Consider the following 22,892-nt stretch of genomic DNA (forward strand, 5'->3'; position numbering starts at 1 on the left):
CGCGCCGACGTCAGTCGCGGCGGCGCACCCGTTCCCAATCCAGGCCGAAGCGCGCCAGGTACTTGCGCAGCCGGTCGGCGTCGTTGGTGCTGGCCCGTTGCGCGCGCGAGACCGCGAACAGTTCGCGTCCGGCCTGCGACAGCGAGGCCGCGCCGCGGCAGACCCGCAGTACGTCCTCGAGCTGGACCCGGTCGAAGCGGTCCAGCTCCGCGGCCTGCGCGCCGAGCAGGTCTTGCAGCAGCGACGGTCCGCCCGGTCCCGGGCCCTGCTCGCCGTCGTGCCACTGCCGGCGCAGACGCTGGATTTCTTCCTCGACCAGGTCGGTGCGGATACGGCCGCCGTCGGCCAGCGTGGCCAGGCGCATGATCGAGGCGCCGAGGTCGCGGAAATTGCCGCTCCAGCGCGCGTCGCCGCTGAGCGCGAACGCCAGGTAGCGATCGCGCGCTTCGCGGCTGAAGGTGACCCGGTGGCGATGCTCGCGCGAATGCCGCTCCAGTTCGAACTCCAGGTTGGGCTCGATGTCCTCGGCGCGTTCGGCCAGGCCGGGCAGGCGGTAGGTCCATAAGTTCAGCCGCGCCAGCAGGTCGTCGCGAAAACGGCCTTCGCGCACGGCCTGTTGCAGATCGCGATTGGTGCCGGCGATCAACTGGAAGTCGCTTTCGACCTCCTTGTCGCCGCCGACCGGCAGGAAGCGCTTCTCCTCCAGCGCGCGCAGCAGCATCGCCTGTTCGTCCTGGCCCAGTTCGCCGATTTCGTCCAGGAACAGCAGGCCCTGATGCGCCGAGCGCAGCAGGCCGGCGCGATCGGCCGAGGCGCCGGTGTAGGCGCCCTTGATGTGGCCGAACAGCGTGCTCATCGCGCCGTCGCCGCGCAGCGTCGCGCAGTTGACCTCGACGAAGCGGCCGGGCAACTGGTGCTTCTGCTTTTTCAGCTCGAACACCCGCTTGGCCAACTGGCTCTTGCCGGCGCCGGTGGGACCCATCAGCAGCATCGGCGACTTCGAGCGCGTCGCCACCGTTTCGATCTGCTCGATCATCCGGTTGAAAGCGGCGTTGCGGGTGGCGATACCGCTCTTGAGCAGTTCGCGGTCGTGCAGGCGTTGCTCGGCGAAACGCTGGGCCAGGCGGTCGTAACGCGACAGGTCCAGGTCGATCACCGCGTAGCTGCCCGGGGTCTGGCCGCTTTGCTTGCGCGGCGGCGCGGTCTGCAGCAACCGGCCCGGGAACAACCGGCTTTCGGCCAGCAGGAACCAGCAAATCTGGCTGACGTGAGTGCCGGTGGTGATATGGACGTAGTAGTCCTCGCGCTCGGTGTCGAAGGGGTAGGCGCGGACGAAGTCGTGCAGCGCGCCGTAGACGCCCTCGAAATCCCAGGGATCGGCGAGGAAGGTGTCGTGCCGGCGGACCTGGGTTTCCGGCGACACCAGGCCGAGGTCGGCGACGACCAAGTCGGCCAATCGGCCGTAGCGGCGTTCGTCCAGCAGCAGCTCGACCCGGTCCAGCAACAGGTCCTCGTGCATGCCCAGGGCCACGGTAGGCCGCCATTTTTCCCAGCGCCCGGCCCCGGAGCCCGCATCGAGTTGGGTGCCGAGCATGCCGACCACGACCTGGCGTTTCATGGGCTATCCAAAAGTATAAGTTCGTATCTGAAAGTATAGGAATGCGGCCGGATAGAACGCCAATCGATCGATAGGTCTTGCATGAAATATGTTGTTAATCAACAGCTTGTGTTTTATGTCGGCAGGTTGGCACGGCGATTGCTCTAGTACAGGGCAAGTACGGACAGGCAGCATCCCCATCAGGGCTCGCAAGCGCCTGGGCCGGACGCCCGCAACGAAGAGAGCGAACCCCATGAACACCCAGAGCAGCCAGTACGACGTCATCCATGAGCAGGGCGCGGTGCCGATCAAGCACTGGACCCGCGGCGTGCCGCTGGAAGATGAAGCCCGGCGCCAGTTGCAGAACATCGCCAAGCTGCCCTTCATTCACCGCTGGGTCGCGGTGATGCCCGACGTGCACCTGGGCAAGGGCGCGACCGTGGGCTCGGTGGTGCCGACCGTGGGCGCGATCGTGCCGGCGGCGGTCGGGGTCGACATCGGCTGCGGCATGATCGCGGTGCGCACCACCCTGCACGCCGACGACCTGCCGGACCAGTTGGGCCCGCTGCGCGCGGCGATCGAGAAGGCGGTGCCGCACGGCCGCACCGCCGGCCGCGGCGTGCGCGACAAGGGCGCCTGGGCGAACCCGCCGCAGGCGTCGCTCGACCGCTGGTCGGCCTTGCACGAGGGCTTCGAGCGCATCGTCGCCAAGCACCCCAGGCTCGAGCGCAGCAACCATTTGAACCACCTCGGCACCCTCGGTACCGGCAATCACTTCGTCGAGGTCTGCCTGGACGAGGAGAACCGGGTCTGGTTCATGCTGCACTCCGGTTCGCGCGGCGTCGGCAACGCCATCGGCAGCCATTTCATCGAGTTGGCCAAGCAGGACATGCGCCGCTGGATGATCAACCTGCCGGACCAGGACTTGGCCTACCTGCCGGAAGGCAGCGACCACTACGCCGACTATGTGTTCGCGGTCGACTGGGCGCAGCAGTTCGCGCGCAGCAATCGCGAGATCATGATGCGGCACGTGGTCGATGCGGCGCGCCGGGCGATCGACAAGCCGTTCCAGGCCCAGGCCGAGGCGGTGAACTGCCACCATAACTACGTCAACCGCGAGCATCACTTCGGCAAGGACGTGCTGGTGACCCGCAAGGGCGCGGTGAGCGCGCGCAAGGGCGAGCTGGGCATCATTCCGGGCAGCATGGGCACGAAGAGCTTCATCGTGCGCGGACTGGGCAACCCGGACAGCTTCCACAGCTGCAGCCACGGCGCCGGCCGAGTCATGAGCCGCACCGAGGCCAAGAAGCGGATCAGCCTGGAAGAGCACGCCCAGGCCACCGCGCACGTGGAATGCCGCAAGGACGCGGAGGTGGTGGACGAGTCGCCGGCGGCGTACAAGTCGATCGACGCGGTCATGGCCGCGCAGAGCGACCTGGTCGAGATCGTGCATACCTTGCGCCAGGTGGTGTGCGTGAAGGGTTGAGCCGGCGCGCCCGGCGCGCGCGGCACGACGAACGACAAGAAGAAACAAGGAGCAAGGGCGGCCGGACGGCCGCCCGGATGCCATGGACCGCAAGATGGAAACGATACAAATCAGCGGCATCGAAGGCGGCGGCCAGTTGCTGCGCACCGCCCTGAGCCTGAGCCTGTGCACCGGCACGGCCTTCGACATGCAGCATATCCGCGCCCAGCGCTCGCGCCCGGGCCTGATGCGCCAGCATCTGACCGCGGTCGGCGCGGCGGCGCAGGTCGGCCGCGCCCACGTCGACGGCGCCCAGCTCGGCGCGACCGAGCTGCGCTTCATTCCGGGCGAAGTGCGTTCCGGCCGCTACCGCTTCTCGATCGGCACCGCCGGTTCGGCGACGCTGGTGCTGCAGACCGTGCTGCCGGCGCTGTGGCGCTGCGCGGAGCCGTCCGAGCTGAGCATCGAAGGCGGCACCCACAACCCGCTCGCGCCGAGCGCGGACTTCATCGCTACGACTTACTTGCCGGCCTTGCGTCGGTTCGGCGTGGAAGTCGACTTCGCTCTGCGCAGCTACGGTTTCTACCCGGCCGGCGGCGGCAGCGTGCAGGCGCTGGTGCGCCCCTGCGCGCAATTGCAGGTACAGACCTTCGCGCGGCGCGACCCGGCGCCGCGCCTGGAGGCGGCGGTGCTGCTGTCGGCGCTGCACGACGAAATCGGCCAGCGCGAGCTGCGCGTGCTCGGCGAACGCTGGGGCCTGGGCGAGGCGCAGCTGCAACTGCGCCGCGTCGCCCAGGCGCACAGCCCGGCCAACGTGTTGAGTCTGCGCGTCAGCGGCGAGGACCAGCACACCGAGTTGTTCACCGCCTTCGGCGAGCGCGGCGTCAGCGCCGAACAGGTCGCTACCGGCCTGGCGCGGCAGGTTTCGGCCTACCTGGCTTCGCCGGCCGCGGTCGGCGAGCACCTGTCGGACCAGTTGCTGTTGCCGATGGCCTTGGCCGGCGGCGGCGAGTTCACCACCGCGGCGATCAGTGCGCACCTGGCGAGCAATGCCCGCCTGATCGAGAAATTCCTGCCGGTGGAGATCGACTGGACGCGCGAGGCCGAGGATGTCTGGCGAGTGACGGTGCAGTCCTGAGCGCAATGAAGGCGCGGCGGCGTTCGCCGTCGCGCCGGAGCGCGCGGTCAAGGCGTGCGCGGCGCCATGCCGCCGGCCGCCGCGGCCGGGTTGGCGACGCCGGCGCGCAGCCGCACGGCGACGGTGCGGCCGGCGACCGCGGCCGTAGGTTTGTGGGCGATCACCAGGCGCGCTTTCAGGTAGTCGGCGTACAGCGTGTCGGCGCCTTGCCAGCGCAAGTCGACGCCATAAGCGCTGGCGTTGCGGGTGGCGCCGTGCAGTTCGGCCAGCGCCGGCGCGGCGCGCCAGTCTGCGCCGTGGGCGACCACCCGGATCCGGTACACGAACGAGGCGGTGGCGCCGGGATTGGCCTCGGTCAGCACCGCATCGGCGCGCGCGTCGGGCGAAGCGACGCGCGCGACTTCGACATCGGCTGCGGCCGGATCGCGCGCGCAGCCGGCGATCAGCGCCAGCGACAAGGCGGCGACGGCGGCCCAGCGGCGATGCAGCGTGGTCATGGCGAACGGTCTCGGGTGCAGGGCGATGCCGCGCGGCATCGGTGCGGCCAGCATAGAGCACGTGCGGCGCCGCCGGCGCGAAACGAAAACGCCGGCTGGGCCGGCGTTTTCGCAACCGATCCGGCCGGCGCTGCGGTCAATCCGACCACACCCGCCACATGCCCGAGTTGTAATACTCGTAGCCGGCCTTGATCTGCGCCTGGTCGCGCGGATCGTCGCCGTAGCTGCTGTCGCCCAGGTCGTAGGGCTTGCCCCAGCCGTCCTGGGTGGTGTTGGATTCGATCTGCACGTAGCCGGCGCCACGCAATCCGATCTGCTCGGGGATGTCCATCGCCGCGGCGATCACGCCGAAGTGGAAGTTGCCGTAGTTCTCGTACTGCGCGCCCTGGGTCTTGAAGTCCCACGGGCCGCCGCCCTGTACCTGCTCCTTGAACCACAGCATGTCGCCCGGGTTCGGGAACTCGTGCTTGTGGGTGTCGGCGATGTTGGCGTCCATCGACACGCCCGGAGGCGCTTCGGGCACGTTGATCAGCCCAGCCTTGGAGGCCTCTTCCATGCTCAGCACCTTGCCCATCGCCTGGGCCACGCCGTCGATGCTGGCGCCGGCGCCGAGCAGGCCGACGTCGTCGTTCTGCATGGTCTTGAGCTGCGGCATCGCCGCTTCGAACACCGCGGTGCGGGTCGGCAGGTCGGCGCCCTGGGCGGCATTGAGAATGCCGGTCAGGGCGCTGGGGTCGTACTGGTTGGTGCCGGCCGTGCGGCCGCTGAAGTCGACGATATGGCGCCGGCCCATGGCCACGCTCATCACGTCCTGCAGTTGTTCCTTGCTCAGCGAACCGACCGCTTCCTGGAACGCGGCCGGGTCGTTGCCGAGGCTGGCCAGTACCTTGCCGACCGCGACCGTCTCCGCATTGCCCCAGGTGCCCTGGGTGGCGCTGTACTCGTCGCCGATATCGCCCTTGACCGCGTCGATGAAGCCGGTCTTGGCGTCGCTGCTGCCGTGGCTGGCGATCGCGTCGGCCAGCGCTTCGCGGCCGCCGTTGTCGCCGTCGAAGGCGCGCACGAAGCGCGCGGTCTGGGTCGCGTCCATGCCTTCGGCGAGCTTGTTGAACAGATCGCTGCGCTCGCCCTTGCTCAGCGAGCCCATCATGCCGTCGATTTCCTGCGTCCAGTTCTTGATGTCGTCGTCGCTGAGCTTGCTGATGAACTCGTTGCGTTCTTGCGGCGAGAGTTTGTCGACCTCGGCGCTGATCGCGTCGAGGTCTCCCTTGCTGACGTCCCAGTCCAGCAAGCCCTGGCTGAGCCGGTCTTTGGCGGTGGATACGGCGGAGTCGACGCTGCTCATGGGGGAGCTCCTGGCGAAAGTGGCGGCGGCGCTCGCGGCGCGCCGGCGCGGTGCGGTACCGCAATGCAGGGCAGGCTAGGGCGACAGGCGGGCGGCGCGCATTCAGGGGTGACCCTAGGCGTGGCGGAAAAACATCGAATCCGTGACGTTCATCGCGGCCTGGCTGCGGCCGTCGGCCGTACGCGTCGGTGCGGTCGCGCGGCGCACACAGGGGGCCGCGCGATGCCGATGCAGACCGTTTGCGGCAGCGAGGTTTGCGTTGTTTGCCCGCCGGGGGGGCGAGGGTGAACCACGACTGAGGTCCGGTCGCAGGGCCGGCCGGCCAAGATCGGCGCATGACCTAAGATCGGGTCTCAGTCCCGATGAGATCGAGCAAGACGGTCATGATCCGAATTCTCCTTGGCGCCGCGGCGATGAGCCTGTGTCTGGCTCTGTCCGCCTGCGCTACCGGCGCCGGTGGCGGCGTGGCCGAGCTGTCGCCGGTATGCGCGCAGCAATACCAGCAGGCCTCCGAACAGTCGCGCGGCGTCGGCGAACAGCAGCGCGCGGTCTACACCCACTACGTGTCGCCGAACTGCCGCGAGGAACAGGAGCGACTGGACAAAGCGCAGCGCTGATTCGTCGCGCCGCGCGATCGATACAGGGAGCCGCCGCTGCGCGCGCTCGGCAAGCGCGTGGGGGTGCTCCCCGTCGCCGAGTCGAACGGCGCAGCCGGTCAGATCGAACGCCGCTGCGCCGACAGCCGGATCTCGCGCAAGGGGGCGCCGCCGTCGACGAACAAGCGCCCCTGCGGGGTCAACGCGGCACGAATCCGCGCCAGCGCCCGTTCTGCGGTTTCGGGATGGCGCCCGTCGAGCGCGCCGACGCGCACTGCGAACGCCAGGTCGTAGCGCGCCTCGCCGTCCTCCAACACCAAGTCCTCCACCGCGATCCGGCGAAACTCCAGCCGCCCTCCGGCCAGTGATGCGCCCGATCCGGCCAGCGCTTGACCGATCGCCTTGGCCGAACGGTCGATCGCCAGCACCCGTCCGTCGCCGATCCGCTCCAGCACCGCGCGTGCGGCCGCGCCCGGCCCACAGCCGATTTCCAGCACGCGCAGGCCAGGCCGCAAGGGCAGGGCGCGGACGATCGCGGCCAGGCGGGGCGAGATCGGGGTGGGCATGGCATTCGCTGGCGCGGATGCCCGAAGCGGCGCCATCGGAACGCTGGCCGCCCGATCGGAGCGGCGCAGCGTTCGGGCCCGGGCGGGGATCAGCTCACATGCGCGGCCCGGTGCGCGTGGGCGCGCTGGGATCCGGCGGCTGCGTCGCTTGCTGAGGCGCTTGCTGAGGGGCTTGTTGGATGCGCGCCTGCTGCTCTTGTCGGTCGACCGTCGCCACCGCCTCGTTGCGCAGTTCGCGGCCCGGCGCCGCGGCGGCGGCTTGCTGGGTCGCCTGGCGCAGCGCTTCGCGATCGCCGCCCTGCGCGGCGGACAGCATGCGATCCAGACTCTGCGAGATGTCCTGGGCCGGGTTCGGTGCTTTGGGGACCGGCGGTTTGGGCGGCAGGTCGCTGCTCCATCCGAACTTCACCATGCCCGGCTTGTCCGCATCGGCGAACGACCTGACGCCGTCCGGCTTCCAGGTTTCCTTGAGCACCGCGCCGGACTTGGTGTAGTACTCGGACAGCTCCTGGGCGTTGTTCAGCACCGCCCACTTGCCGCGATTCACGAACGCGACCGGGAATTCGCCCGGCTTGGCGACGGCGCCGACGAATCCGCCGTCCTTTTTCACCACCGACGCTTCGTGATCGATCATGTAGCTGGGAAAATTGACCTGCGGGCCATGGCGGATCACGTTGTGCTCGGTGTCGCGGAACGGGCGCCTGCCGTCGACCTTGGCCACTTCCTCGTTGATCTTGTCGATGATCTGCTTTTCTTCCTTGGAGCCGACCAGCGGGGTATGCGGCCGGCCCGCGCCGCGGAAGGTCAGCATGTCGTGCATGTCGTAGTCGCCGGTGAACGGCAGCGCCTTCCAGTCAGGCTGCGCTTTGAGCGCCGACAGCGACTCGTCCAATCGGTTCATGTCGAGCGGGTAGATCTTGTCCTTGACCTGATCGCCCAGCCCGTGGCCGCTGCTGAGGTAGAGGCCCTTGAGTTCTCCGCTGGTCTTGTCCCAGTGGCCGACATAGCCCTCGATGCCGGCATCGCGGACTTTCTGCAGCATGTCCGCCGAGTTCTCCGGATAAGCCTTGGCGATCGAAGACGCCTTGATGGTCTTCTCGAGGATGTCGTGTCCTTTCGCCGCCGCCCCTTGCTCCAGCGCGGCCAGGGTCGCCGCGCCCGCCGCCCTGAAGCTGACGGCGAAATTTCCCTTGCGCGAGGCTTCTTCGATCGCGGCGCGGTGTTCCGGCGTCACGAATTCCCGCTCGACCTGTTCGATCACATTGTTCTTGTCGTTCTTTCCCATCGTAGCTTCCTGTTTCGATTCGGTTTTGAGCGTGGCGGCCGGCGGAAAGTTCAACCATCGCCGCTGCGGCGCTGCGGCGCTGCGTGCGGAGCGTTCGGTGCCGGTTATGGTCGTCGCGACGCAGCGCGAACGAGCGCCATGCGGCAGCAATATCGGAGCGCGCGACCGCGCGCCGGCCGTGCGTGGCAGGACGATGCGTATCGCACCGCGGTTCGTACTGACCCCAGAATAATCTTCGCGATCGCCGTAGCGGCCGGACTTTCGGTCGCGTGCCGCATTTCGGCTGCGGCGCGTGCTTCGATCGCGAGGCGCGTCACAGATCGATTCGACGTCCTCTTCGCCAGGCGATGAGGGGTTGGATCGAAGCATGAGTATCGAGGCGCAGCGAGCGACAAGGGGCGGCGAGAGACCGCATGCGTCCGACTCGCATCGCGGCGCGAACGATGACCTGTTCCTGCTTGGTGGGTGCCGACGGCGAGGCGTCGCGACAGTCCTTGGGATCGACAGGCGCGGCTCGGCGTCGCTCAGCGGGGCGGGATGCGCGCGCTGCGTCCGGCTCGATTCCCGGCGTGCCCGTCGTCGCGACAATCCCTGCGCGCGCCGCAAGTTTGGGTCCAGGGAGCGGCAGCGACGGGAAGTAGCCATGCCGGGCGCAACATTGCGGCCCGCGCGGAGGAATCGCAGCCATTGTCCGCCCAAAGGTAACTAATTACTTCCTGGACCGCATTGGTTACCGAAGACCATGACGGCTAAGCCCTGACAGACCTGGGAAACGTGGCGGGTTTTCTTATAGGTTACCGAAGTTACCGATCTCCGAAGCATGCTCAGATGCAGCGGCGGGTGGCCTGTGGTAAGCGTAGTTAAGTTGACGCGTGCTGCAAAAATGCTGTGATCGGATCGCCGAGCGACAGCGTTGCGGGGTAGCGGGGCGGGGAGTACGGTGGCTGGCCTTAGACCTAGAGCGGTCTATCCCGTCCGAAAGTATTTTTAAGCCCGGAGTCTGTTGAGTCTATGGAAATCAGGGACGTCATGTCGGTCATAGCGCTGATCGTTTCAATCGCTAGCTCGGCTTATGCATACTCAATAGGCCGTTTCAATCGGAATGTGAAGGCCTCTGAGCTTAAGGCGGCCTTGAACGAGCGTTTCTTCAAGATTGGCGCGCGTGTATCACGAGCATCAGAAAAGGCGATAAAGTCAGCCGAGCAATGCATTCGTAGGCGTGTGGAAGGCAACTTGACCCAAGCTGTTGGTCAAGCGCTGGCTGAATTTGAGCCGCTCTTTGAGCGTACATCGAAGTTAGTTGCATCAATTCGGCAACGTGTCGATAATTTGCACGCTAGGGTAATGAAATCGTCACCTGCCGAGATTCTCGAAATTCATGCCGATTTTCTTTTGGAGGCGAACCGCATAGAAGAGCTGCTAGAGGATCTCGAAGATAACGTGGCAAAATTCGTTACGATCTGGGGAGGTGAGCCCAAGTCTGCTCCTGTATCTTCGTAACCTTTTGGGAGTTGGAGCGGGCCGGTGCAATAGAAGTGACGCGTCTTAGCTGAAATAGCCTTCTAGCTGTTTGAGGATGTCGTCAACGGCCTTCGCCTCTGCGCTAGGGGCTAATATCGTGGTGACGCGTGCGGCGCTCTGGTGTGCGACATCGCCTCGGCTGGACCCATAGCTCGTCAGACTTGCGACCAAAGCGTTGTCGATCTCATCCGGCATTTTTCCAGCAAATACGGCCAGCCGAGCAAAAGAGTATTCCTTGATGCCGTTGTTCTCGCGCACCGAGTCTCTCGCGTGCTTAATTGTACGCGCCACATCACTCTCCCAATGTGGAGACTCAAGTCGGGGCATTTGCTTAAGGGTGTCGATGAGGGTGAGCGCCACAACTAATATGTCGATACATTCCCGTATCGCTTTCCGACCGCCGCTGAAATCAGACTCGATGCGGCTAAGCCCCTGTGTTGCCTTGCGCTCAAGGTAGTCTTCAATCTCTGCGTGTGCGAGCAATCGGAATGCTGCGAGTGAATCGGTGTCTGGTATGTAGCTCAACGGCTCTCTGTTCTCCTCTTCTAGCTGAGCCTGCACAAACTTTGCTTTGAGAGCGTCAATCCTTTTTTGCAAATACTCAAAGTGTACGCACGCCATATGATTTAGTTGATACGAAAAGTGGTGGGGTCGAACGCCATGTCCAACTGTTCGGCAAGTGCTTGCCCCCAGATCGACAGCCGATTGTTCGTTGCCTCCTGCGTTTTGGTGGACTTCTCAATAGCATTCTTGAATGCGTTATCCCCACAGACCCGTTGAAAAGCTTCTATGACTTTCCCGTTATTAGCAGCTGCATTTTTCGCCACGGCCTCATCGGCGAAGTAGCGCACCAGGCAGTCGAAGATTGCACGGTTTATTACTCGTTCGTATCGGGAGCCCAGCCACTTGCGAAAAACATATTCGCCAAAGATATTGCTAGCAGTGGCTAGTGCAAGATCGAGTCTGGCAAAGCGCTCGCCGACTTCGATTTGGCTTTGGTTCCAATCTTGTTCGTAATGTCGCGTCGTGTCGTCAAGAAATTTTTTGAAATCTCCACGATAGGTTTCTAAGCTGCGGTCAAAGGCAATGAAACGCAGAACAAGCTCGGAATCTCTCATTCGCTTGTCGAGCTGGGCGCCGAAGACGCTATGGAATGACTGGCTCTTCTCCAAGTAGCCTTCTATCGCATCAATCAAATTTCCGCCGATGAGGGCTTTTCGAAGTTCTTGTGGTGACAGCGGCAAAGAGCCTGCATTCAGCCGATAGAATGCCGCATAAAGGAAGTTTTCGTCTTTCCAGTTTCGAATCAACGTAGAGCGCAGCGTGCTATTCTCAAGTCGCTCTTTGTCGGCGTTGTCCAGCGCTTCGAAAGTCTTGCCGTTCAAGTCGCTTCGCAAGTCGAGGCCGCGAAGAGGATATTTGTTGTCCAGAAAATCTTGGATGGATATGAGCCTTTGCTTGCCGTCGATGACTATGAAACGGCCGCGATGTTCTCGGTTCTCCGCTAACACCACGTTCGGTACTGGCATGCCGACGATAATCGATTCGATCAGGCGACTCTTTCTGACGTGATCCCATGCGGATCGGCGCTGGAAGCTTGGGAGTAGATCAATATTGCCTTTTCGAATTTGTAAGTTGATGGACTCGATTGTCCAATCCGCATTTGTTACGACCGTATCTTGAAATGATACTTTCCCGAGGTCGTCCTCATCTTCCTGCTGACTATCGGGGATAAGTTGGCTGCGTTCTTCAGGCTCTTGGTCTTTGTCTTCGGCGTTAACCATTAGTCGTCCTTTTCTTAAAGTTGAGCGAATATCCTGGTTGGCATTCCGTCGCGCTGCTACGCATCTTTCTTGAGGTGTTCAGTCAGCTCATAGGTACACTAATGGTACATCGGGGGCCGGATTTAGCGGGCTTTTTAGGGATCGGTCGGGATTGAGGGGCTTCGTAAGTGCCTGAAGTGAAAGAAAAAATAATTGATCCTCAGGCGCTTAAGCTGTCCGTCGCCCCGATGATGGACTGGACCGACACCCATTGCCGGGTGTTCCACCGCGCCCTGGCGCCGCATGCGCGGCTGTACACCGAGATGGTGCACGCCAATGCGGTGATCCACGGCGATCGCGCGCGATTGCTGGCGATGGACCCGGTCGAGCATCCGGTGGCGTTGCAGTTGGGCGGCAGCGAGCCGGCGTTGCTGGCGCAGGCGGCGCGGATCGGCGCCGAGCTCGGTTTCGACGAGATCAACCTCAATTGCGGCTGCCCCTCCGACCGGGTCCAGGCCGGGCGTTTCGGCGCCTGCCTGATGCGCGAGCCGGGGCTGGTGGCCGAGTCGGTGGCGGCGATGATCGGCGCCTGCGACGTGCCGGTCACGGTCAAATGCCGGCTCGGGGTCGACGACGATCACCGCTACGAGGTGTTCCAGGCCTTCGTCGACCGGGTCGCCGAGGCCGGTTGCGGGCTGTTCGTGGTCCACGCCCGCAACGCCTGGCTCAAGGGGCTGTCGCCGAAGGAGAACCGCGAGGTGCCGCCGCTGCGCTACGACTGGGCCTACCGGCTCAAGCGCGAGCGGCCGCAGCTGCAGGTGATCGTCAACGGCGGCATCGCCGGCCAGGACGAGGCGACGGTCCACCTGGACCATGCCGACGGCGCCATGCTCGGCCGCGCCGCCTATCACGACCCCTACCTGCTGCACCGGCTCGATGTGGCCTGGTGGGGCGGCGAGCTGCGCAGCCGCGCCGAGTTGCTGCGCTCGTTGCGCCCCTATGTCGAGGCGCAATTGGAGCGCGGCGTGTTCCTCAAGCACATGACCCGGCACATGCTCGGCCTGTTCCACGGCGAGCGCGGCGGCCGCGCCTTCCGCCAGGTGCTCAGCGAAGGCGCGCACAAGCCGGGCGCGGACTGGTCGCTGATCGAGCGCGCCCTGGACGTGACCGAATCCTTCGCCGCGCGCGACGCGGCCTGAGCCGGGTGCGGGCATGATCAGCCGCGACCCGCAGGCCTTCTTCGCCCACGCCCGCGGCCTGGCCGCCGATTTCGGCCCGCCGGTGGCGCGCGCTGCCTTCCTGGTCGCGCCGGACGGGTTCGCCCGGGCCGAGCAGTCGGCCGGCGACAATCGCTACATGGCCGCCGCCGAAGGCTTCGACCCCGGGCGCGCCAGCGCCCAGCATCGCGAACTGCACCGCTCCTTGGCCGAGGTCTTGCCGACGGTGTGCTTCGCCGGCGATCCGGACACCCCGGATGCCCTGTTCCCGAACAACGTCTTCGCTACCGGCCGGCCCGACGCCGCCGGCGATCCGGCGCCGGCGCGCTACCTGGTCGGGCGCATGCGCCACCCGGTGCGCCAGCGCGAGGCCGCGCGCGCCGACATCCGCGACTTCTTCGGCCAGGTGCTGGGCTATGTCGAGGTCGACCTGTCGCTGCAGCCGCATCCCTGCGAACTGACCGGCTCGGCGGTGATCGACCGCGCCCGGGGACTGGGCTACATCGGCCTGTCCGAGCGCTGCGACGAGGCCGGCGCGCGACTGATCCACCAGGCCCTGGGCCTGCGCGCCAGCCTGCTGTTCGAGCTGGCGCCGGGCGAGTACCACGCCAATGTGGTCCTGGCGGTGCTGGCCGGGCGGGCGGCCCTGGTCGCGCCGGCCGGCTTCGCCGACCCGGCGACGGCGGCGGCGATCGCGGCTTTCTATGCGCCGCACGGGATCGTACTGTCGACGGCCGAGCAGGGCGCGTTCGCAGCCAATGCGATCGCGCTGTCGCCCTATCGGGTCTGGATGAGCGCCGGCGCCGGGCGCGCGCTGAGCGCGGACAGCCGGGCGGCCCTAGCCGCGGCCGGGTTCGCGGTGGTCACCGTCGAGCTGGACGCGATCGAGGCTGGCGGCGGTTCCCTGCGCTGTTGCGTCGGCGAAATTTTCTAGTGGTCTTGAGGACTTCCGGGAAGAATCCGGGCCGGGACGGGGGCGGGAATGATTCTCAGCCGCGCACCGGTTTCGGCGCGGCTTGTGACGCGCGTCGGTTCGGGCTGAACACCGGCCACCGCTGCGCGGAAAAGTTCAGATCGGATTCACCGCTGCGTTTCGAAAATGCCGACACGCCGCTAAGTTCGTCCATTATTGTTGCGCAGGGGTCTTCGCCGAACGTCATGAGCATCCGCTCCGCCCGAGTCCTGTCCTCGCTGCTGCTCGTCGCCTCGCTGGCGGCGGCCGGCCAGGCCATGGCCCAGCACGACGGCGACGGACGGCAGTGGCGCGGCCACGACCGGCGCGACGATCATCGCTCCCTGTCGGACGCGATCCGCCGGGTCGAGCGTGAAAGCGGCGGCGGGCAGGTGCTCAGCGCCGAACGCATCCCCTTCGACGGGCGGGACGTCAACCGGGTCAAGGTCGTCGATTCCAGCGGCCGGGTCCGGGTCTACATGGACGACCCGCAGCAGCGCGGCGGACGGGAGAACGACCGTCCTACACGCCGCGAAGACAGCGATAACGACTAATCTTCGCTTCGACGGCCCTCACGATCCTGTCGGGGCGCCGCAATCATCTAGGGAGTGCCCATGCGAATTCTGCTGGTCGAAGACGAAGCGCCTCTGCGCGAGACCCTGGCCGCGCGCCTCAAGCGCGAGGGCTTCGCGGTCGACGCTGCGCAGGACGGCGAGGAGGGCCTGTACATGGGCCGCGAAGTGCCGTTCGACCTGGGCATCATCGATCTGGGCCTGCCGAAGATGTCGGGCATGGAGCTGATCAAGGCGCTGCGCGACGAGGGCAAGAAATTCCCGGTGCTGATCCTGACCGCCCGTTCCAGCTGGCAGGACAAGGTCGAAGGCCTCAAGCAGGGCGCCGACGACTACCTGGTCAAGCCCTTCCACGTCGAAGAACTGCTGGCCCGGCTCAACGCCCTGGTCCGCCGCGCCGCGGGCTGGAGCAAGCCGACCCTGGAATGCGGCCCGGTCATGCTCGACCTGGCGGCGCAGACGGTCAGCGTCAACGGCGGCAACGTAGACCTGACCAGCTACGAATACAAAGTGCTCGAATACCTGATGATGCATGCCGGCGAACTGGTCTCGAAGGCCGATCTCACCGAGCACATCTACCAGCAGGACTTCGACCGCGACTCCAACGTGCTGGAAGTCTTCATCGGCCGGCTGCGCAAGAAGCTCGACCCGGACGGCGCGCTGAAGCCGATCGAGACCGTGCGCGGCCGCGGCTACCGTTTCGCGATCCCCCGCAGCGGGGATTGAGCCCGACTCCCCGCCGGCGGCGGGGAGAGTGGACAGCGCGCGTGCGCGGGGTGGACGATACGCCCCGCAGCGGCGCTTGAAGACAGGCCGCGTTGCGGCGATTGAAGCGGGCGGGGCGGATGTTCGCCCCGGACCCAGAACCGGATCCAGGAGCGCAACCCGACCCATGCGGCCCGCGTCCCCAATCGAGGCGGGCCCGCCGGCCCCTGCGGCCCGATGAGCTGGGGCCAGCCGCGCTCGCTGCGCGCCCGCCAGCTGCTCGCCGCCAGCCTCGGCCTGCTCGCTTTCCTGGCCCTGGCCGGCTATGCGCTGGACCGCGCCTTCCTCGAGACCGCCGAAAGCAATCTGCGCCAGCGCCTGACCAGCTACGCGCTGGCCTATGCCGCCGACACCGACTTCGGCCGCGGCGGCGAGATCATTCCGCCCTACGACCCGCCCGACCCGCGTTTCGACCGGCCCGGCAGCGGTCTGTACGCCGAAGTGATCCTGCCCAACGGGCACTGGGATTCGATGTCGGCGCAGGGGCCGGTGCTGCCCGACGGCGGCATGCTCAAGCCGGCCCAAGAGACCTTCGAGGGGCCGCTGCCGATCACCGAGATCAGCGGCCGCACCGGCGAGGCCTACCGCTACGGCCGCGGCCTGATCTGGAGCGTCGACGGCGACAGCAAGTCGGAATTCCAGTACACGATCTACATCCTGGAGGACACCAGCGCGTTGCGCGCCCAGGTCGCGGTGTTCCGCAAGGCCTTGTGGAACTACCTCGGCGGCGCCGGGGTGATCCTGCTGCTGCTGCAGGCGCTGATCATGCAATGGAGCCTGCGTCCGCTGCGGCGGGTGATCGAGGAGCTCAAGCGGGTCCAGCGCGGCCTGGCCTCGCGCATGAGCGAGCGCCATCCGCGCGAGCTGGAGCCGTTGACCGAAAGCATCAACGCCTTCATCGAGAGCGAGCGCGAGAACCTCGACCGTCAGCGCAACACCCTGGCCGATCTCGCCCATAGCCTGAAGACGCCGCTGGCGGTGCTGCGCGCGCGGCTGGACGACCGCAACGGCGGCGCGCCGATCGACGCCGACCTGCGCGAAGACTTGGACGTGCAGTTGCGGCGCATGAACGATCTGGTGTCCTACCAGTTGGCCCGCGCCGCGTCCGGCGGCCACGCCTTGTTCGCCGCGCCGATCGCGATCGAGCCGCACGCCGAGGAGATCGTGCGCGGGCTGGAGAAGGTGTATGCGAACAAGGGCATCCTGTGCGAGTTCGAACTCGCCGACGCAGTGCAGTTCCACGGCGAACCGGGCGATCTGCAGGAACTGCTCGGCAATCTGCTCGAGAACGCGTTCAAGTGGGCGCGCTCGCGGGTGCTGCTGACCGTGCAGGCCGGCGAGACCGCGGCCAACCGCCGGCCCGGCCTGCTGATCGCGGTCGACGACGACGGCCCGGGGATTCCGCCGGAAAAGGTGGCGATGATCTTGCAGCGCGGGGTGCGCGGCGACGAACGCGTGCACGGCCACGGCATCGGCCTGGCGATCGTGCAGGATCTGGTGCGCGGCTATCGCGGCACGCTCGACGTGACGCCGTCGCAGGAGCTGGGCGGCACGCGCTTCGAAGTGAAGCTGCCGCCGGGCTTGTAAGCGCGGCCGGCCGCCCGCGCTAAGCCGCCCGGCTTCCTGTAGGAGCGGCGTAAGCCGCGACCGCGATGCATCGATCTCGCGCCGTGCCCTGCATTGCGCATCGATTCTGCTTCGACCGCGAACGGACGAAGCGAGACCGCGGCGATGGGTCGCGGCTTGCGCCGCTCCTACCCCTGGGCCGTACCGCGTTCGTGGACGAGGCAGGCGTTGGCGCGACTGCGCTGCCGTTCTACCCGCGGCAGAGCGTAGTCTCGATGGCTGGAGTCGTCGCCGTTTTTTCTGCGCGGTCCGTGGTCGCGGCTTACGCCGCTCCTACAGGGGAGGCTTCAGGCGAACGGCGAGGGGCCGTAGAAGCGCTCCAGATGCGCGGCGACCTCGGGCATTTCCTGGCGCAGCAATTGCGGATCGCTGAAGTGGTATTCGGTGGCGACGGCGAAGAATTCTTCCGGCGCTTCGGCGGCGTAAGGATCGATCGCGGTTTCGCGGCCGGCGTCGACCTCCTGCACGAAGGCGTCGTAGGTGCGCTGGAAATCGCGCGCCCATTGCCGCTGCCAGGCGCGCGGCAGCGGCGGGGTGCCGTCGAGCAGGCCGTCGAGCACGTCGAGCTTGTGCGCCATTTCGTGAGCGGCGACGCAGAAGCCCGCATGCGGATCTTCGCAGTCGGCGCCGACGTCGGCCCAGGACAGGATCAGCGGGCCTTGCTCCCAGGCTTCGCCGATCAGTTCGTCCTGCCATTCGTGCAGCACGCCGGCGGCGTCGGTGTGGCTGCGGTTCACCCGGAACGCGTCGGGGTAGACGATCAGCTGCGACCAGCCGCGCAAGCCCTCTTCGCCGAACTCGAGCAAGGGCAGGCAGCACAGCGCGGCCAACCGGGCGCGCTGCGTCCCGTCCAGGCTCAGTTCGCCGATCGGGCTGATGGTCTTCTCGTGCAGGAAGCGCGCGCTGAGTTCGCGCAGCCGCTGCTGCCGCGCCGGATCCAGCGCCTGCGCCCACGGCAGGGCCGCGACCGTGTCGCGCCAGACGGCGTCGTCGATGGGGCGGGGCAGGCGCCGCAGCCGGCGCAGGAAATCGAACAAGGGCGAACCGTCAGCGGATCAGCGGAACATGCCCGGCAGGAAGTTGTGCCAGCGCGGCGACTGCAGGCGGTTGTTGCTCTCCGAGTCGCTGTGCACGCTGGGCTTGGCCTTGGTGTCGCGCGCGGTCGGCGGCGGCGCCGTGCGGCCGCCCGACCGCGCCGCCGTGTCCTTGCGCGGCGCGCTGGCGTTGCTGGAACAGGCGTCGTTCGGGCTGAGCTTGTTGACCTCGCGCGCACCGACCTCCGCAACGGCCAGGGTCGCGCTGGCGAAGGCGAACAGCAGGCACAGGCAGATCCGTAACATGGCGGAATCCCTTGGAGGTCGTCCCGGCCGGCGTCCAGCCACGGGAGATTGCCGACTATAGCGCGAAACCGGGACCGCGTCGGCGGCCCTTCGGCGGTGTGCGACCGGCGGTCGTTGTGCTGCGTCGCAGCAAGCGCCGGCGCGGGTTTGCGCCAGACTCGCGCCATGCCCGATGCCCGCCCGCCGTTGACCGCTCCGGCCCTGCGCCGGGCCCTGATCGCCGGCGCCCGCCGGGTCATCGCCGGGCGCGACCGGCTCAACCGGATCAACGTGTTCCCGGTCGCCGACGGCGACACCGGCAACAACCTCGCCCACACCCTCGGCAGCCTGCTGAACGGGGCGCTGAGCCGGCGCAGCCGGCACATCGGCGAACTGCTGCAACGGGTCGGCGAGGATGCCGTCGACGGCGCGCGCGGCAACTCCGGCGCGATCCTGGCCCAGTTCCTGTACGGCGTCGCCGAGTACGCGCGCGCCCAGCCGGCGCTCGACGCCGCCGCCCTGGCCGGAGCGGTCCGGCACGGCGCCGAGCAGGCGCGCGCGGCGCTGGCGCATCCGGTGGAAGGGACCATCCTCAGTGTCATCAACGCCTTCGCCGACGCCCTCGACGAAGCCGCCCGCGCCGGCGCCGACGGCGGCGACCCGCGCGCCGGTTTCGCCGCCGCGTTGGAGCAGGCCCGCAGCGCCTTGGCCAGGACGCCGCAGCAACTGGCTTTGTTGCAGCGCGCCGGCGTGGTCGACGCCGGCGCGCGCGGCTTCGTCGACCTGCTGGAAGGCATCGCCGAATTCGTCGACGGCGGCCCGCGCGCGCTGCGCATGCGCGGCGCGCACGGCGCCGCCAACGACGCTTGCGCCGGGCCTCCCGCCGCGGCGGTGCCGGTCGTCCACGACGCGGTCGACCCGCAGCGGCGTTGGTGTTGCGAATGCCTGCTGACCGGCGACGCGATGGATCGCGCCGCCCTGGCCGCGGCGCTGGAAGCGCTCGATGCCGATTCCGTGGTGCTGGCCGGCGGCGCCGCGCGGCTGCGCGTGCACGCTCACGTCGGTGCGCCGCAGCGATTGTTCGACGCCTGCGCCGCGCACGGCGAAGTTGACGGCATGAAGGCCGACGACATGCTGCAGCAGCAGCGCAGCGTCGAGCGCAACCAGCGCGTGGCGGTGGTCACCGACAGCGCCGCCGACCTGCCCGACGAACTGGCCGAACGCCACGCCTTGCAGGTGGTGCCGGTGCGGGTGTCGATCGACGGTCGCGATTACCTGGACAAGACCGCGCTGAGCACGGCCGAGTTCTATCGCCGCATGGCCGTCAGCGCCGACCTACCGCGCCCCAGCCAGCCGCCGGCGGGCGATTTCCGCCGCTGCTTCGACTTCCTGCTCGGCCATCGCGCGCAGGTGCTGTACGTCGGCTTGTCGCGCGCGGTGTCGGGCACCCTGCAGGCCGGCGAACAGGCCGCCAGCCGATCCGATCCGCAACGGGTGCGGGTGTTCGACAGCGTCAACGCCGCCGGCGGCCAGGCCTTGCTGGCGTGGCGCGCGGCGGAGCTGGCCGAGGCCGGCTGGGACGCCGCGGCGATAGTCGCCGAACTCGAACGCCTGCGCCCGGCGACCCGGACCTGGGCGATGGCGCGCGACATCACGCACGCGGTACGCGGCGGTCGGATTCCGGCCTGGGCCGGCGCGCTGGTGCGCTGGACCGGCCTGACCCCGGTCGCGGCGATGCGCGGCGACGGCCGCCTGGGGGTGCGTACCGGCCTGTTCGCGCGCGCCGGCGCGGCGCAGGCCTTTGCCCGCTACGTCGCACGGCAGTTGCCCGCCGGCCAGCGCTGGCGGGCGATCGTCGGCCATTGCGATGCGGTCGGGGACGGCGAGCGCCTGCTGGCCGAACTGCGCCGCCGGTTGGCGTTGAGCGAGGCCTGGCTGGTCGAGACCGGCCCCGCGTTGGGGGCCCACGCCGGCCGCGGCGCCTTGCTGGTCTCGCTGCAGCCGGCGCCTGCGCAAGAGGACTGACCGTCCGCGGCGGTTCGCCGCCGGCGCGGCCCGAAACCGGCCGGGTCGGGCTCGGATCGCGGTCGCCTCGCGCATAATCCGCGCATGCTGCCCACTGCCTCCACGCCCGCCCTGACCGACCTCGCTCCGGCGACGTGGGCCTTGTTGCTGGCCGCCTACGCGATCGGTTCGGTTTCCGGCAGTCTGGTCCTGGGCCGGCGGCGCGGCGTCGATATCCGCCAGCAAGGCAGCGGCAACGCCGGCGGGACCAACGCCTTGCGCACCCAAGGCTGGCGCTTCGCCCTCGGCGTGGTTGCGATCGACATCGGCAAGGGCGCGTTGGCGGCCTGGCTGGCGCTGCGCTACGCCCCGGTCGGCACCGCGCTGTCGGTGACCGCGCACGGCTATCTGGCCGGTTTCGCCGCGGTGATCGGGCATATCTGGCCGATCTGGCACGGCTTCCGCGGCGGCAAGGGCGCGGCGACCGTGGTCGGCGCATTGCTGGTGCTGTGGCCGTTCGCGGTGCCGTGGCTGCTGCTGGTCTGGGGCGCGACCGTGGTGATCAGCGGCTACGTCGGCCTGGCCACGGTGCTGGCGGCGGCTTGCCTGCCGCTGCTGGCCTGGCTCGGCGACGCCGGTTTGCCGCGCTGGTGCTTCGCGATCGCCGCGGCGCTGCTGATCGCTTTCACCCACCGCGGCAATCTGGCCCGGCTGCGCGCCGGCACCGAATCGCGGTTCGCGCGGGCGCGGCTGCTGCATCGCTGGCGGCGCGGCTGATGGACGACCGCGCTTTGTTGCAACGCCTGATCCAGGGGCCGGCGACCGGCGATGCGCTGGCCAGCGCGGCCGGGCAGACCCGCGCCGCGGTGTGGAAGCGGATCGAAGCCCTGCGCGAGGCCGGGGTCGCGATCGAGGCCAAGCCCGGGCGCGGCTATGCGCTGGCGCAACCGCTGGATCTGCTCGACGCCGAGGCGATCCGCGCCGCATTGCCGGCCACGTCGCGCGCGCGCCTGGCCGAGCTGGACGTGGCCTGGAGCCTGGACTCGACCAATACCGAACTGTTGCGCCGGCCGACCCCGGCCGACGGGGCGCTGGTGCTGCTGGCCGAACGCCAGACCGGCGGCCGCGGCCGTCGCGGCCGGGTCTGGGCCTCACCCTTGGCGGCGCATCTGTACCTGTCGCTGGCGCGCAGCTTCGGCGGCGGCCTGGCGCGGCTGGGCGGCCTGAGCCTGGTCGCCGGCATCGCCGCGGCCGAAGCCCTGCAGGGGCTGGGTTACGCCGACGTGCGGCTGAAATGGCCGAACGACCTGGTCGTGACCGACGGCGCCGGGCTGCGCAAGCTCGGCGGCCTGCTGATCGAAGGCGGCGGCGAGTACGCCGGGCCGGCGCGCGCGGTGATCGGCCTCGGCCTCAACGTGCGCATGCCGGCGCAGGCGGCGGCCGCGATCGACCAGCCCTGGTGCGACCTGGCCGGGCTCGCGCCCGGCCGCGCACTGTCGCGCAACGCGGTGGCGGCAGCGGTGCTGGCGCGCTTGCTGCCCGCGCTGGACGAGTTCGACCGCGCCGGGCTGGAGCCGTTTCTGGATCGCTACGCCGCGTTCGACGCACTCGCCGGCCAACCGGTCAGCGTGTACGGCGCCGAGCTGCGCCATGACGGCCTCGCCCTCGGCCTGGCCGACGACGGGGCGTTGCGGGTGCGCCTGGACGACGGCGAAGAGCGCCGTTTCCATGCCGGCGAAGTCAGCGTGCGCCGCGCGGAGCCGGCACGATGACGGCCTGGCTGTTCGACCTCGGCAACACCCGGCTCAAGTGCGCGCCGCTCGGCGCGGACGGTCGTCCGGGGCCGGTCTGCGCCCTGCCGCACCGCGAGGACGACGTCGCTGCGGCGTTGGGCGAGACCCTGCCGCAGGCGCGCATCGACACCGCCTATCTGGCCAGCGTCGCTCATCCGGCCTTGCGCATGGCGGTGCTGCAGGCGCTGACCGCGCGCTGTCGGCGGATCTCGCTGGCGCGCACCCAGGCCGGCTTCGCCCGCGACGGCTTCGGCCGCGTGCGCATCGCCTATGCCGATCCGCGCAAGTTCGGCGTCGACCGTTTCCTGGCCCTGCTCGGCGCGCACGCGCAGCAGCGTGGCGCGGCGCTGATCTGCGGCGTCGGCACCGCGCTGACCATCGACCTGATCGACGAGCAGGGCCTGCACCACGGCGGCCTGATCGCGCCGTCGCCGACCCTGATGCGCGAAGCGCTGCACGCGCGCGCGCCGCAACTGCCCGAGGACGGCGGCGATACGCTCGATTTCGCCGCCGACACCGAAGACGCGCTGGCGTCCGGCGCCAACGGCGCCGCGCTGGCCCTGATCGAGCGCAGTCTCGAGCGCGCGCAGGCGCGCCTGGGCCAGCGGCCGCGGCTGCTGCTGCACGGCGGCGGCAGCGAAGCCCTGGCGCGGTGGCTGCCGGCATCGACCCAGGAACCGGCGCTGGTGCTGGAAGGCCTTGCGATCTGGGCCGGCATCGAGACTCCGGCGTGACGGCTGACGCTAGAATCGGCGCATGCTCGCTCGTGCTCTCATCGTTCTGTTGATCGCGCTCAACATCGGCGTCGCCGCCTGGTGGGTCGCGCGTCCCGCGCCGGCCGTCCCCGCCGAAGAAGCGTTGCCGCTCGGCG

The 22,892-nt window shown here is 68.2% G+C and carries 22 protein-coding genes and 1 pseudogene; 13 read left to right on the forward strand and 10 right to left on the reverse strand.

Features of this window, described 5'->3' with window-relative positions; translation table 11 throughout:
- Positions 1-10 precede the first annotated feature (10 nt).
- On the reverse strand, positions 11-1,618 hold the full coding sequence (rtcR, locus tag TX83_RS10085) for an RNA repair transcriptional activator RtcR (RefSeq protein WP_064747824.1): 1,608 nt from the start codon (positions 1,616-1,618) through the stop codon (positions 11-13).
- 232 nt (positions 1,619-1,850) lie between these two features.
- Between rtcR and TX83_RS10090 the strand changes: the two genes are divergently transcribed.
- Together TX83_RS10090 and rtcA are read left to right on the forward strand one after the other, a co-directional pair.
- Entirely contained in the window at positions 1,851-3,083 is a 1,233-nt protein-coding gene (locus tag TX83_RS10090) for an RtcB family protein (RefSeq protein WP_064747825.1), read from the forward strand.
- 94 nt (positions 3,084-3,177) lie between these two features.
- Positions 3,178-4,200, forward strand: a complete 1,023-nt coding sequence (rtcA, locus tag TX83_RS10095) for an RNA 3'-terminal phosphate cyclase (protein WP_064747839.1) — start codon at positions 3,178-3,180, stop codon at positions 4,198-4,200.
- A 47-nt stretch (positions 4,201-4,247) separates the two neighbouring features.
- Here the strand turns inward: rtcA and TX83_RS10100 are convergent, their stop codons facing one another.
- On the reverse strand, positions 4,248-4,697 hold the full coding sequence (locus TX83_RS10100; protein WP_141233457.1) for a hypothetical protein: 450 nt from the start codon (positions 4,695-4,697) through the stop codon (positions 4,248-4,250).
- A 136-nt stretch (positions 4,698-4,833) separates the two neighbouring features.
- Complete coding sequence (locus TX83_RS10105; protein ID WP_064747827.1) at positions 4,834-6,042, reverse strand: polymorphic toxin type 44 domain-containing protein; 1,209 nt, start codon at positions 6,040-6,042, stop codon at positions 4,834-4,836.
- Positions 6,043-6,425: 383 nt separating this feature from the next.
- On the opposite strand from TX83_RS10105, the gene TX83_RS10110 reads away from it, so the two are divergent.
- Complete coding sequence (locus tag TX83_RS10110; RefSeq protein ID WP_141233458.1) at positions 6,426-6,659, forward strand: hypothetical protein; 234 nt, start codon at positions 6,426-6,428, stop codon at positions 6,657-6,659.
- Between the two features lie 98 nt (positions 6,660-6,757).
- On the opposite strand, the gene TX83_RS10115 is transcribed toward TX83_RS10110, so the two are convergent.
- Together TX83_RS10115 and TX83_RS23855 are read right to left on the reverse strand one after the other, a co-directional pair.
- On the reverse strand, positions 6,758-7,204 hold the full coding sequence (locus tag TX83_RS10115) for an SAM-dependent methyltransferase (protein ID WP_064747829.1): 447 nt from the start codon (positions 7,202-7,204) through the stop codon (positions 6,758-6,760).
- Between the two features lie 94 nt (positions 7,205-7,298).
- Positions 7,299-9,134, reverse strand: coding sequence for a hypothetical protein (locus TX83_RS23855; protein ID WP_261370094.1), 1,836 nt, complete (start codon positions 9,132-9,134; stop codon positions 7,299-7,301).
- A 366-nt stretch (positions 9,135-9,500) separates the two neighbouring features.
- Here TX83_RS23855 and TX83_RS22745 point away from each other — a divergent pair, with 366 nt between their 5' ends.
- Positions 9,501-9,989, forward strand: coding sequence for a hypothetical protein (locus TX83_RS22745; protein WP_141233459.1), 489 nt, complete (start codon positions 9,501-9,503; stop codon positions 9,987-9,989).
- A 45-nt stretch (positions 9,990-10,034) separates the two neighbouring features.
- Here the strand turns inward: TX83_RS22745 and TX83_RS10130 are convergent, their stop codons facing one another.
- Together TX83_RS10130 and TX83_RS10135 are read right to left on the reverse strand one after the other, a co-directional pair.
- Positions 10,035-10,631: a hypothetical protein gene (locus TX83_RS10130; RefSeq protein WP_064747830.1), complete on the reverse strand. Its 597-nt coding sequence runs from the start codon at positions 10,629-10,631 to the stop codon at positions 10,035-10,037.
- Positions 10,632-10,636: 5 nt separating this feature from the next.
- Entirely contained in the window at positions 10,637-11,794 is a 1,158-nt protein-coding gene (locus TX83_RS10135; protein ID WP_075575097.1) for a DUF262 domain-containing protein, read from the reverse strand.
- A 176-nt stretch (positions 11,795-11,970) separates the two neighbouring features.
- On the opposite strand from TX83_RS10135, the gene dusA reads away from it, so the two are divergent.
- Together dusA and TX83_RS10145 are read left to right on the forward strand one after the other, a co-directional pair.
- Complete coding sequence (gene dusA / locus TX83_RS10140) at positions 11,971-12,972, forward strand: tRNA dihydrouridine(20/20a) synthase DusA (RefSeq protein ID WP_261370096.1); 1,002 nt, start codon at positions 11,971-11,973, stop codon at positions 12,970-12,972.
- 13 nt (positions 12,973-12,985) lie between these two features.
- Positions 12,986-13,924: an arginine deiminase-related protein gene (locus TX83_RS10145; protein WP_064747832.1), complete on the forward strand. Its 939-nt coding sequence runs from the start codon at positions 12,986-12,988 to the stop codon at positions 13,922-13,924.
- A 55-nt stretch (positions 13,925-13,979) separates the two neighbouring features.
- On the opposite strand, the gene TX83_RS23310 is transcribed toward TX83_RS10145, so the two are convergent.
- A complete protein-coding gene (locus TX83_RS23310; RefSeq protein WP_186442575.1) occupies positions 13,980-14,150 on the reverse strand; it encodes a hypothetical protein in 171 nt (56 codons plus the stop codon).
- On the opposite strand from TX83_RS23310, the gene TX83_RS10150 reads away from it, so the two are divergent.
- The 3 genes from TX83_RS10150 to TX83_RS10160 all read left to right on the forward strand — a co-directional run bounded on the left by TX83_RS10150 (position 14,149) and on the right by TX83_RS10160 (position 16,866).
- Complete coding sequence (locus TX83_RS10150; protein WP_425605938.1) at positions 14,149-14,496, forward strand: hypothetical protein; 348 nt, start codon at positions 14,149-14,151, stop codon at positions 14,494-14,496. The genes TX83_RS23310 and TX83_RS10150 overlap by 2 nt on opposite strands.
- A gap of 60 nt (positions 14,497-14,556) precedes the next feature.
- A complete protein-coding gene (locus TX83_RS10155) occupies positions 14,557-15,240 on the forward strand; it encodes a response regulator transcription factor (RefSeq protein ID WP_031372686.1) in 684 nt (227 codons plus the stop codon).
- Between the two features lie 216 nt (positions 15,241-15,456).
- Positions 15,457-16,866, forward strand: coding sequence for an ATP-binding protein (locus TX83_RS10160; RefSeq protein ID WP_064747833.1), 1,410 nt, complete (start codon positions 15,457-15,459; stop codon positions 16,864-16,866).
- 326 nt (positions 16,867-17,192) lie between these two features.
- Here the strand turns inward: TX83_RS10160 and TX83_RS10165 are convergent.
- Together TX83_RS10165 and TX83_RS23315 are read right to left on the reverse strand one after the other, a co-directional pair.
- Positions 17,193-17,994, reverse strand: a pseudogene (locus tag TX83_RS10165) (zinc-dependent peptidase).
- Entirely contained in the window at positions 17,961-18,245 is a 285-nt protein-coding gene (locus TX83_RS23315) for a hypothetical protein (protein WP_064747834.1), read from the reverse strand. Before TX83_RS23315 ends, TX83_RS10165 begins: the two are co-directional and overlap by 34 nt.
- A 165-nt stretch (positions 18,246-18,410) precedes the next feature.
- On the opposite strand from TX83_RS23315, the gene TX83_RS10170 reads away from it, so the two are divergent.
- The 4 genes from TX83_RS10170 (at position 18,411) to TX83_RS10185 (ending at position 22,755) form a co-directional block, all read left to right on the forward strand.
- A complete protein-coding gene (locus tag TX83_RS10170; RefSeq protein ID WP_064747835.1) occupies positions 18,411-20,249 on the forward strand; it encodes a DegV family protein in 1,839 nt (612 codons plus the stop codon).
- Positions 20,250-20,333: 84 nt separating this feature from the next.
- A complete protein-coding gene (locus tag TX83_RS10175) occupies positions 20,334-21,005 on the forward strand; it encodes a glycerol-3-phosphate acyltransferase (RefSeq protein WP_064747836.1) in 672 nt (223 codons plus the stop codon).
- The gene (gene birA / locus TX83_RS10180; protein ID WP_064747837.1) at positions 21,005-22,000 is read left to right on the forward strand and encodes a bifunctional biotin--[acetyl-CoA-carboxylase] ligase/biotin operon repressor BirA; all 996 of its coding nucleotides are present in this window, start codon (positions 21,005-21,007) and stop codon (positions 21,998-22,000) included. Before TX83_RS10175 ends, birA begins: the two co-directional genes overlap by 1 nt.
- The gene (locus TX83_RS10185) at positions 21,997-22,755 is read left to right on the forward strand and encodes a type III pantothenate kinase (RefSeq protein WP_064747838.1); all 759 of its coding nucleotides are present in this window, start codon (positions 21,997-21,999) and stop codon (positions 22,753-22,755) included. Before birA ends, TX83_RS10185 begins: the two co-directional genes overlap by 4 nt.
- Positions 22,756-22,892 lie beyond the last annotated feature (137 nt).

The organism is Lysobacter antibioticus HS124 (assembly GCF_000336385.2).
GTDB lineage: Bacteria > Pseudomonadota > Gammaproteobacteria > Xanthomonadales > Xanthomonadaceae > Lysobacter > Lysobacter firmicutimachus.

Bases quoted from the DNA above. Each gene is read 5' to 3' on its own strand.
- TX83_RS10155 (WP_031372686.1), top strand. From the start codon at position 14,557: ATGCGAATTCTGCTGGTCGAAGACGAAGCGCCTCTGCGCGAGACCCTG.
- TX83_RS10135 (WP_075575097.1), bottom strand. From the start codon at position 11,794: ATGGTTAACGCCGAAGACAAAGACCAAGAGCCTGAAGAACGCAGCCAA.
- TX83_RS10115 (WP_064747829.1), bottom strand. From the start codon at position 7,204: ATGCCCACCCCGATCTCGCCCCGCCTGGCCGCGATCGTCCGCGCCCTG.
- TX83_RS10150 (WP_425605938.1), top strand. From the start codon at position 14,149: ATGAGCATCCGCTCCGCCCGAGTCCTGTCCTCGCTGCTGCTCGTCGCC.
- TX83_RS23315 (WP_064747834.1), bottom strand. From the start codon at position 18,245: ATGTTACGGATCTGCCTGTGCCTGCTGTTCGCCTTCGCCAGCGCGACC.
- TX83_RS10100 (WP_141233457.1), bottom strand. From the start codon at position 4,697: ATGACCACGCTGCATCGCCGCTGGGCCGCCGTCGCCGCCTTGTCGCTG.
- TX83_RS10090 (WP_064747825.1), top strand. From the start codon at position 1,851: ATGAACACCCAGAGCAGCCAGTACGACGTCATCCATGAGCAGGGCGCG.
- TX83_RS10175 (WP_064747836.1), top strand. From the start codon at position 20,334: ATGCTGCCCACTGCCTCCACGCCCGCCCTGACCGACCTCGCTCCGGCG.
- TX83_RS10145 (WP_064747832.1), top strand. From the start codon at position 12,986: ATGATCAGCCGCGACCCGCAGGCCTTCTTCGCCCACGCCCGCGGCCTG.
- TX83_RS22745 (WP_141233459.1), top strand. From the start codon at position 9,501: ATGGAAATCAGGGACGTCATGTCGGTCATAGCGCTGATCGTTTCAATC.
- TX83_RS10130 (WP_064747830.1), bottom strand. From the start codon at position 10,631: ATGGCGTGCGTACACTTTGAGTATTTGCAAAAAAGGATTGACGCTCTC.
- rtcR (WP_064747824.1), bottom strand. From the start codon at position 1,618: ATGAAACGCCAGGTCGTGGTCGGCATGCTCGGCACCCAACTCGATGCG.
- TX83_RS10105 (WP_064747827.1), bottom strand. From the start codon at position 6,042: ATGAGCAGCGTCGACTCCGCCGTATCCACCGCCAAAGACCGGCTCAGC.
- TX83_RS23855 (WP_261370094.1), bottom strand. From the start codon at position 9,134: ATGGCTACTTCCCGTCGCTGCCGCTCCCTGGACCCAAACTTGCGGCGC.
- TX83_RS10110 (WP_141233458.1), top strand. From the start codon at position 6,426: ATGATCCGAATTCTCCTTGGCGCCGCGGCGATGAGCCTGTGTCTGGCT.
- TX83_RS10160 (WP_064747833.1), top strand. From the start codon at position 15,457: ATGAGCTGGGGCCAGCCGCGCTCGCTGCGCGCCCGCCAGCTGCTCGCC.
- TX83_RS10170 (WP_064747835.1), top strand. From the start codon at position 18,411: ATGCCCGATGCCCGCCCGCCGTTGACCGCTCCGGCCCTGCGCCGGGCC.
- TX83_RS23310 (WP_186442575.1), bottom strand. From the start codon at position 14,150: ATGACGTTCGGCGAAGACCCCTGCGCAACAATAATGGACGAACTTAGC.
- rtcA (WP_064747839.1), top strand. From the start codon at position 3,178: ATGGAAACGATACAAATCAGCGGCATCGAAGGCGGCGGCCAGTTGCTG.
- birA (WP_064747837.1), top strand. From the start codon at position 21,005: ATGGACGACCGCGCTTTGTTGCAACGCCTGATCCAGGGGCCGGCGACC.
- TX83_RS10185 (WP_064747838.1), top strand. From the start codon at position 21,997: ATGACGGCCTGGCTGTTCGACCTCGGCAACACCCGGCTCAAGTGCGCG.